The following is a 9315-nucleotide window of genomic DNA, read 5'->3' as shown; positions in this document are numbered from 1 at the left end:
CCCCCCCCCCCCCCCCCCCCCCCCCCCCCCCCCCCCGCTGCGACACGAATCACTTCTTGCCGAACAGGCCTCCGAAGCCCTTGGGCAGGTTGTCCATGTCCAGGCCGTCCTCGCCACCGAGGTCGACGCCGCCGAAGGCCGAGCCCGCGGGGTCCTTGGGCAGCTTGCCCTCCCGCTTGAGCTGAGCCTGGCGCTCCATCTCCGCCCGCTTGGCGGGGTTGCCGGACACTTTCTTGCCCTTACCCTTCTTGCCGGCCTTCTTGGCCGCGGCCTTCTTCTTCCCGGCGGCACCGGCGCCCGCACCCGGCATCCCGGGCATCTGCGGCATTCCGGGCACCCCGCCGCCACCGCCGCCGGGCATGCCCGGCATGCCGCCGCCCTTACCCATCTGCTTCATCATCTTCTGGGCCTGGGTGAACCGCTCCATGAGCGAGTTGACGGCCTGCACCGAGCTGCCGGAACCCTTGGCGATGCGCGCCCGGCGCGAGCCGTTGAGGACCCGCGGGTTCTTCCGCTCGAAGGGGGTCATGGACCGCACGATCGCTTCGATGCGGTCGAGCTCCTTCTCGTCGAAGTTCTCCAGCTGGTCCTTGTACTGACTCATGCCCGGCATCATCCCGAGCATCTTCTTGAACGACCCCATCTTCTTGATGGCGGCCATCTGCGTGAGGAAGTCGTCGAGGTCGAAGTCCTCCCCGGACTCGACCTTCTTGGCGAGCTTCTCCGTCTCCTTCGCGTCGAAGGTCTTCTCGGCCTGTTCGATGAGCGTCATGATGTCGCCCATGTCGAGGATCCGGTCAGCCATCCGGTCCGGGTGGAAGGGCTCGAAGTCCTTCATGCCCTCACCGGTCGAGGCGAACATGATCGGCTTGCCGGTCACCTCCGCCACGGAGAGCGCGGCACCACCACGGGAGTCACCGTCGAGCTTGGAGAGGACGACACCGGTGAAGTCCACACCCTCGTCGAAGGCCTGGGCCGTGGCCACGGCGTCCTGACCGATCATCGCGTCGATGACGAAGAGGACCTCGTCGGGCTGCACGGCGTCGCGGATGTCCGCGGCCTGCTGCATGAGCTCCTCGTCGATGCCCAGACGGCCGGCGGTGTCGACGATGACGACGTCGTACAGCTTGGACTTCGCCTCGGCGATCGAGTCGGTGGCCACCTGCACGGGGTCACCCACGCCATTGCCCGGCTCCGGGGCGAACACGTGCGCACCGGCCCGCTCGCCGACGACCTGCAGCTGATTGACGGCATTGGGCCGCTGGAGGTCGGCGGCCACGAGCATGGGCCGGTGCCCCTCCGACTTCAGCCAGTACGCGAGCTTGCCCGCGAGCGTCGTCTTACCCGCACCCTGCAGACCTGCGAGCATGATGACGGTCGGCGGGCGCTTGGCGAAGGTGATCCGGCGGGTCTGGCCGCCCAGGACGGCCTTGAGTTCGTCGTTGACGACCTTCACGACCTGCTGGCCCGGGTTGAGGGCACCGGAGACCTCCTCGGAGAGGGCGCGCTCGCGCACCTTCCCGGTGAAGGCCTTGACGACCGGGAGCGCGACGTCCGCGTCCAGGAGGGCGCGGCGGATCTCGCGGATCGTCTTGTCGACGTCGGCCTCCGAGAGGCGGCCCTTGCCGCGCAGATTCTTGAAGGTCGCCGTCAACCGGTCGGAGAGTGAGTTGAACACTGGTGTCGTCAGCTTTCGTTCACGGGTCGGAAGATCAACACCCCAGGGTACCAAGCGAGTGTTCCGGGAGGAGAATCATCGCACCCGAGGCGCACCACCCCGGGCACCGGCCGCACCGTCCCGGCCCCGCCCCTGAATACGAGCCGAATACGAGGCGCACGCCGGGACCACACACGCTGTGCGGTCCCGGCGGGCGCCTCGGCTGCGAGAGACCGGGTCAGAGAGCGGCCTCGCCCTCCGCGCGGTCGGACACGCGGAGCACCTGGTCGGCGGCCGTCACCCAGATCTTGCCGTCACCCGGATTGCCGGTCGAGGCCTTGTCGAGGAGCACCTCGAGGATGCGCGGGGCGTCGACCTCGGAGGCGAGGATCTCCAGACGCAGCTTCTGCACGAGGTCCTCGGTGTAGCTGGCACCCCGGTAGACCTGCTTGTGACCCTTCTGGCGGCCGTAACCGGAGGCCTGGGACACCGTGAGTCCCTGGACCCCGAACTCCTCGAGACCGGAGCGGATGTCGGACAGCCGCTCGGGGCGGACGATGGCGGTGATGAGCTTCATCAGACGGTCTCACTTTCGGTGACGGGGGCGTGTGCGGCCGGGGACGAGGGGTGCGGGCGGAAGCTGCCGCCGGTGCCCAGGCCACCGTACTCGTAGCCGGTCTCGGCGTGTTCGGTGAGGTCGATACCGGTGACCTCGTCCTCCTCGCGGACCCGCAGACCGATGGTCTTGTGGACGAGGATACCGACGACGAAGGCGATGACCGCGGCCCACACGATGGCGAACAGGGTGGCGACGATCTGCGTCCCGAGGAGGCCGAATCCACCGCCGTAGAACAGGCCCTCGGAGCCCTCGTGGATCGCGAGGAAGCCGATGAGGACGGTGCCGGCGATGCCGGAGACGAGGTGGACACCGACGACGTCGAGGGAATCGTCGTACCCGAGCTTGTACTTCAGGCCGACGGCGAGTGCCGAGAGGACACCGCAGACGATGCCGATGACGATCGCGCCGAGCGGGGAGACGTCGGCACAGGCCGGGGTGATGCCGACGAGGCCGGCGATGATGCCCGAGGCACCGCCGAGGCTCGTGGGCTTCCCGTCACGCAGCCACTCGACGATGATCCAGGCGATGAAGGCGGCGGCCGGGGCGACCATCGTGTTCACCCAGATGAGACCGGCCTCCGGCGCCTCCGCGGCGGCGCCGACGTTGAACCCGAACCAGCCGAACCACAGGAGGGCCGCACCGATGAAGACGAGCGGGAGGTTGTGGGGGCGCTGCGAGGGATCCTTGCCGAAGCCCTTGCGCTTGCCGATGATGAGGACGAGCACGAGGGCCGCGACACCGGCGTTGATGTGGACGACCGTGCCACCCGCGTAGTCGATCGCCTCGCCGACGGCCATGCCGATGGCGCCGTCGGCCGAGAGCAGACCGCCACCCCAGACCATGTAGGCGAGCGAGCCGTAGCCGAGGACGACCCAGATGGCCGAGAAGACGAGCCAGCCGGAGAACTTGGCACGGTCGGCGATGCCACCGGCGATGAGGGCGACGGTGATGAGGGCGAAGGTGGCGCCGAAGCCGGCACCGATGAGGCCACCGACGCCGTCCTCCGTCGACTCCCCGGCGAGCGTGCCCTGCATGAAGAGGTCACCGAAGGGATTGCCGATGACCTGCAGCGGGGTGGCCGTACCGGCCGCACCATTGCCGAAGATCACCCACATGACGCCGGCGACGGCCATCGCGCCGAACACCATCATCATCATGTTGAGGACGGACTTGGCGCGCGTCATGCCGCCGTAGAAGAAGGCGACGCCGGGTGTCATCAGCAGCACGAGTGCTGCGGCGGTGATCATCCAGACGTTGCCAGCTGTCAGAGTGAGATCCATTGCTTTCCAGCCGTTCGGTTCGAGGAGGACCGCAATCGCACACGGTCCTGCGGGGCACTGCCCCACCACTGACGCCCATCCTGTCGAGCCGGTGTTTCCCCGGGGGTGACCGAACGTTACCGCCGTGTTACGGACCACACTCCGACGTGAACGGTGTGTTACACATCACTGATGACGGAATTGGAATCACCACCGGATTCCCTGGATTCCTCACTCCTCCAGGAGCGCGTCCACGAACCCCTCGGCGGTGAACGGCGCCAGGTCGTCGGCACCCTCGCCGAGCCCGATGAGTTTGACCGGCACCCCGAGCTCCCGCTGCACCGCGACGACGATGCCACCCTTGGCCGTGCCGTCGAGCTTGGTGAGCACGATGCCGGAGATGTCGACGGCCTCGGCGAACACCTTCGCCTGCTGCATGCCGTTCTGCCCCGTCGTCGCATCGAGGACGAGCAGCACCTCGTCGATCCCGTGGCCCTCGGACAAGGGACGGGCGGCCACCCGCTTGACCTTGCCCAGCTCGTCCATGAGGCCCTTCTTGTTCTGCAGGCGCCCGGCGGTGTCGATCATGACGACCTCGGTGCCCGCCTCCTTGCCCTGCGCCACCGCGTCGTAGGCGACGGAGGCCGGGTCGGTGCCCTCGGGCCCGCGCACGGTCTCCACCCCCACCCGGGTCCCCCAGGTGGTGAGCTGCTCGGCGGCCGCCGCCCGGAAGGTGTCCGCCGCACCGAGCACGACGCTGCGTCCCTCGGCGACGAGCACGCGGGCGATCTTGCCGACCGTCGTCGTCTTGCCGGCGCCGTTGACACCGACGACGAGGACGACCGCGGGGTCCTCCCCCGGGGTCCCGGCGCCGTCCCGGTCGACGGCCAGCGCCCGGTCCATCGTCGGGTCCACGACCCGGACGAGCTCCTCACGCAGGAGCGTGCGCACCGTCTCCGGGTCCCGTGTCCCCAGCACGCGGACGCGCTCGCGCAGGGCGTCGACGAGTTCGGTCGTCGTGTCGACGCCGAGGTCCGCGAGGATGAGCGTGTCCTCGATCTCGTCCCAGGTGCCCGCGTCGAGCTCGTCGCTCGACAGCAGGGTGAGCAGGCCGCGTCCCAGCGCGTTGTTCGACTTCGCCAGGCGGTCGCGCAGACGCGCCAGCCGCGACTGCGGTTCCGTCGGGACGTCGAGATCCGGAGCCTCGGCGCCCCGTCCGTCCTCCCCGTCCGTGGACTCCGGTGCCTCCGGCGCGACGGTGCCGTCGGGTTCGACCGTGACGGTCGACGTGGGCGCCGGGTCGGCGAGGTCCTTCTTCCGCGGCTTGCGCGGGACGAAGAGGAACAGCCCGCCGACGACGAGCACCACGAGGACGATCGCGCCGATCAGGTAGGGGGTGAGTCCGGCGAGTTCCACGGATTCTCCTCAAGGGTCGGTACTGGGAAAGGTCGGTGCCCTTCAGCCCATGAGGAGTCTCAGGGCGGTCCGCACACCGGTGCCGGAAGCGGGCACCTTCCAGTGTCGCGTACGCGGACGCAGGGTGTGGAACCCGGGGGCGGCATGACGCCGGGGCTGGGGGCGCAGCACGTACCGGTGTTCCTGCATGGCGGTGACCGCGGCCTGCTCCCGGGTGGCCAGGTGCGAGGTGCCGTCGTCGTGGCCGAAGAAACCGTGGACCTCCTGGGCGATCCCACGGAGTTCGCGCGGCACGCGGAACCGCTGGGTGATCGCCGGGTCGAGACGACCTTCGGCGCGCAGACCCGGGAGCGCGACCGCGAGCACGATGGCGAGCGCGATGGCGAAGGTGACGGCGAGCCCGATCCCGATGACGAGCATGAGACCTACGTCCATGAGGTCCTCGTCGTGAAGGGGTGCACGGGCACGGTCGGTGTCTCCTCGAGGGTCGGTGGTGCGCCGGTCCGGGCAGGACCGCTCACCAGTCTATATACATCACGACCCCGGTTCGTCCACGGGAGCGTCCCCGTCCGCGAACCGTTCACGGGGAATCCGCTGGGAGATCACTGTGGAGATCCCGTCACCACGCATCGTCACGCCGTAGAGCGCGTCGGCGACCCCCATCGTCCGCTTCTGATGCGTGACGACCAGGAGCTGCGAGGTCCGACCGAGGTCCTCGAAGACCTGCAGCAGACGCCCGAGGTTCACGTCGTCGAGGGCGGCCTCGACCTCGTCGAGCACGTAGAAGGGGCTGGGCCGGGCCTGGAAGATCGCGACGAGCAGGGCGAGCGCCACGAGCGACCGTTCGCCACCGGAGAGCAGGCTGAGGCGCCCCACCCGCTTGCCGGCCGGCCGTGCGGTCACCTCGACGCCGGTGGTGAGCATGTCCGCGGGGTCGGTGAGGGTGAGTCTCCCCTCACCGCCGGGGAACAGGGTCGCGAAGACCCGGGTGAACTGGGCGGCGGTGTCCTCGAAGGCACTCGCGAAGGCCGTCCGCACGTGGGCGTCGACGTCCTCGACGAGGCTCAGCAGGTCCTGTCGACCGATCTCGACGTCGTCGATCTGCCCCTGCAGGTAGTCGTGGCGTTCCCGCAGCGCGGTGTACTCCTCAAGCGCCAGGGGGTTGACCTGGCCGATCTCCTCCAGCCGCTTCCGGGCCTTCTGTGCGATCTTCTCGACGTCCGCACGTACGTAGGGCACGGGTGCTCCCGCGGTCGCGTCCTCGGCGGGTGGTTCGACGTCCAACGGTGGGACGAGCAGGTGCGGCCCGTGCCGCTCGACCAGGTCCTCCTCCCCCAGCCCGGTCTCCTCCTGGGCACGCCGGGCCAGTTCCTCGTGCTTCATCCGGTGCCGCTCCGCCTCGAGCCGCGCGCGGTGCGCCGATTCCCGCAGCGCGTCGAGCTCCTCCCGGGTCGCCTCCCGGGCCGCGACGGCCTCCTCGCGGCGCGCCACGATCCCCTCCCGGGTCGTACCCCCGGTCTCCAGGACCGCGGTCACCCGGTCCGCCTCGGCGGCCAGCCGATGGGACTCCTCCAGTGCGGCCTCGGCGACCCGCCGTGCGCGCTCGGCCAGGACCGCCCGGGCCCGCGCCCGTGCGGCGGCCCGCTCCCGGGCCGCCTCGACCTCCGTGGCCCGGCGGCGCAGTCCCGCGACCCGGTCGTGCAGGAACGCCACCCGGTCGGTGCGGACGCGCAGGGCGACCCGCGCCTCGACGAGTCCCGCGGCGGCCGTGGCGTGCTCGGCACGCAACTCCTGGAGCACGGGCGTGTCCGGTTCGGTGTCGGGGGTCGCCTCGTGCCCAGCGAGCGCCTCGGCGGCACGGGTGGCGGCCGCCTCGGCGCGGGCCAGACGGTCCGTCATGTCCGCCAACGTGTCCCCGGCCCGTGCGACCTCGTCGTGGGGCCGCCCGAGGTCCTCCTCGGCGTGCGTCACCCGCGCCGTCGCGACCTGGGCGCGGGAGCGGGCGTCCTGGTGGGTACTGCGGGCCTCCTCGGCGGCGGTCTGCGCAGCCCGGACCGTGGCCTCGCGGACCGCGAGGTCCTCCCCGAGTTCCCCGATCCGGGCTTCGAGCTCCGCCCGGCGGTCCCCGAGTTCCTCGACGGTGCGCGCCGCACCCAGTCGCCGACCCTCCGCCCCGGACCCGCGCAGGACCCGGGTGGCGGTCGCGAGCGTGCCGTCGGCGAGCACGTATGCCTCCGCGTCCCCGGCCGCGAGTCCGGCCCGAGCTGCGGTGAGGTCGGACGCCGTCCGGATCCCGGCGAGCAGGCGGTCGAGCTCCGGGGCGAGCCCCGGCACCCGGGTGTCGACGAGCGTCCGCAGGTCGGTGTCCGGTCGGAAGTCCGCCTCCTCGGACGCGCCCGAAGCGCCCTGACCCGGGGCACCGTCCGTGCCGTCGGTCTCCGCGCCAGTCCCTTCCGTGGGGCCACACTCCGCACCGGAGCCGTCCCCTGAGGTGTCGGGGGCCGCACCGACGACGAGGAGGTCGACGGGCGCCTCGGCGTCGAGGTCGGTGAGGACCGCCGCGGCGGTCGTGTGGTCGTCCACGAGGACACCGGCGGGCAGGTCCCCGAGGAGTGCGGCGACGGCGCGTTCGTGTCCGGGGACCACCCGGAGCACCCCGGCCGCCGGGCCCAGGACACCGGCCCGACCACCGGCGAGGACCGCCTCGGTCGCGGCCGGGGGTGCGAGCAGGGAGCGCAGGGCCTCCAGTCGACCGGAGATCCGGGCGTTCTCGGATTCGAGGGCCTCGCGTTCGGTCCGGACATCCTGGCGGTCGGACCGGGCGGTCTCCAGGGCGGTCTCGGCGGTGTCCACCACCGCCGCCCGGTCGGTCACGCGGGTATTCGCCTCGGCGGCGACGGTCCGGGCCCCGTCCAGTGCCGCCTCGAGGTCGGTGAGGCGGGCGGTGGCCCGATCCTTCTCGGCCCGGGCCGTCCCGATCCGCTCACGCAGGTCGTCGACGGTGCGGGTGCTCGCCTCGCGGGCGCCGGTGAGGTCGGCACGCTCGCGCAGGCGCCGGGAGATGCGGGCCCGTTCCTCGTTCACCCGGGTCTCCTCGGCGGCCAGGCGCTCCGCGAGGTCGTCGCGCCGGTCCTCCGCCTCCTGCAGCGCCGTCCGGTCGGTCTCGACCTGCGCCTCCAGGTCGTGCGCCTCGCCCGCGGTGAGGTCGGCACGCCGGCGCAGGGACTCCGGTGTCGCCTGCTCGTCCGCGGTCCCCTCGTTCCCGGTGGTCGACAGCAGTCGGGCCCGGTCCCGGGCCCGGTCGACCAGACCGTTCGTGCGGGCACGCAGTTCGGCCACCCGCGCGGCCCGGGACCGGAGGTGTTCGAGGGCACGGTCGTGGTCGGTGAGTTCCCGTCCGAGTCGCGCGTGCGCGGCCTGCTGCCCCGTGAGCTGCTGCTCCAACGCGGCGACCCGGGCGGCCTGCGCCTCGGCCGAGGCCGGGGTCTCCAGCCGGGCACGGGCCCGCACGAGGTCGTCGGCGAGCAGCCGGGCGCGTGCCTCGCGGAGGACGGACTGGACGTGGGCGGCCTTCCTGGCCTCCCCGGCCTGCCTGCCCAGCGGGCCCAGCCGGTCGGCGAGTTCGGCGCGCAGGTCGGTGAGCCGGTCGAGGTTCGTCTGCAGGCCCGTGAGCTTGCGGATCGCGGCGTCCTTGCGGCGGCGGTGCTTGAGGACGCCGGCGGCCTCCTCGATGAACCCGCGGCGGTCCTGCGGGTCGGCGTGGAGGATGTCGTCCAGGCGCCCCTGCCCGACGATCACGTGCATCTCCTTGCCCAGGCCGGAGTCGTTGAGGAGCTCCTGGATGTCGGCCAGGCGGGCGCGTTCTCCGTTGATCTCGTACTCGCTGCCACCGGCCCGGAACAGACGTCGGGTGATCGTCACCTCGGTGTAGTCGATGGGGATCGCACCGTCGGTGTTGTCGATGGTGAGCGAGACCTCGGCACGGCCCAGCGGCTTGCGGGCACCGGCGCCCTCGGTCCCGGAGAAGATGACGTCCGGCATCGATCCGCCACGCAGGTTCCGGGCGCCCTGCTCCCCCATGACCCAGGCGAGCGCGTCGACGACATTGCTCTTGCCCGACCCGTTGGGGCCGACGACGCACGTGATGCCGGGCTCCAGGGACAGGGTCGTGGCGGACGCGAACGACTTGAAGCCCCGGAGGGTCAGGGTCTTCAGATACATGACGAACGATCCTAACCGTTCCCCACCGCCCACTCCCGCCGGTCGTGGCCTAATGTGTGTCGGGTATCACACCGACGTGAGACCCGGCTGACACCACCGGGACGGGCGCAGGTGCCCGTCCCCGATCCCCAGGAGTGCACCAC

6 protein-coding genes are annotated in these 9315 nt (G+C 71.3%); all 6 read right to left on the bottom strand.

Annotation, left to right across the window (positions count from 1 at the left end; translation table 11 throughout):
• Nucleotides 1-49: 49 nt before the first annotated feature.
• Complete coding sequence (gene ffh / locus AAD496_RS05200) at nucleotides 50-1678, bottom strand: signal recognition particle protein (RefSeq protein ID WP_349827588.1); 1629 nt, start codon at nucleotides 1676-1678, stop codon at nucleotides 50-52.
• Between the two features lie 217 nt (nucleotides 1679-1895).
• Nucleotides 1896-2234 (bottom strand): P-II family nitrogen regulator, encoded by a 339-nt coding sequence (locus tag AAD496_RS05195; protein WP_349827587.1) that lies wholly within the window; start codon nucleotides 2232-2234, stop codon nucleotides 1896-1898.
• Nucleotides 2234-3556: an ammonium transporter gene (locus AAD496_RS05190; protein ID WP_349827586.1), complete on the bottom strand. Its 1323-nt coding sequence runs from the start codon at nucleotides 3554-3556 to the stop codon at nucleotides 2234-2236. Before AAD496_RS05190 ends, AAD496_RS05195 begins: the two co-directional genes overlap by 1 nt.
• 210 nt (nucleotides 3557-3766) lie before the next feature.
• Nucleotides 3767-4951: a signal recognition particle-docking protein FtsY gene (gene ftsY, locus AAD496_RS05185; protein ID WP_349827585.1), complete on the bottom strand. Its 1185-nt coding sequence runs from the start codon at nucleotides 4949-4951 to the stop codon at nucleotides 3767-3769.
• Between the two features lie 42 nt (nucleotides 4952-4993).
• On the bottom strand, nucleotides 4994-5386 hold the full coding sequence (locus AAD496_RS05180) for a hypothetical protein (protein ID WP_349827584.1): 393 nt from the start codon (nucleotides 5384-5386) through the stop codon (nucleotides 4994-4996).
• Between the two features lie 99 nt (nucleotides 5387-5485).
• Nucleotides 5486-9172: a chromosome segregation SMC family protein gene (locus AAD496_RS05175; RefSeq protein ID WP_349827583.1), complete on the bottom strand. Its 3687-nt coding sequence runs from the start codon at nucleotides 9170-9172 to the stop codon at nucleotides 5486-5488.
• Nucleotides 9173-9315: the final 143 nt, after the last annotated feature.

Source organism: Brevibacterium litoralis (assembly GCF_040212315.1).
Classification (GTDB): Bacteria; Actinomycetota; Actinomycetes; order Actinomycetales; family Brevibacteriaceae; genus Brevibacterium; species Brevibacterium litoralis.
Note: the sequence above shows the minus strand (reverse complement) of the source record. Positions and strands in the feature narration are given on the sequence as shown.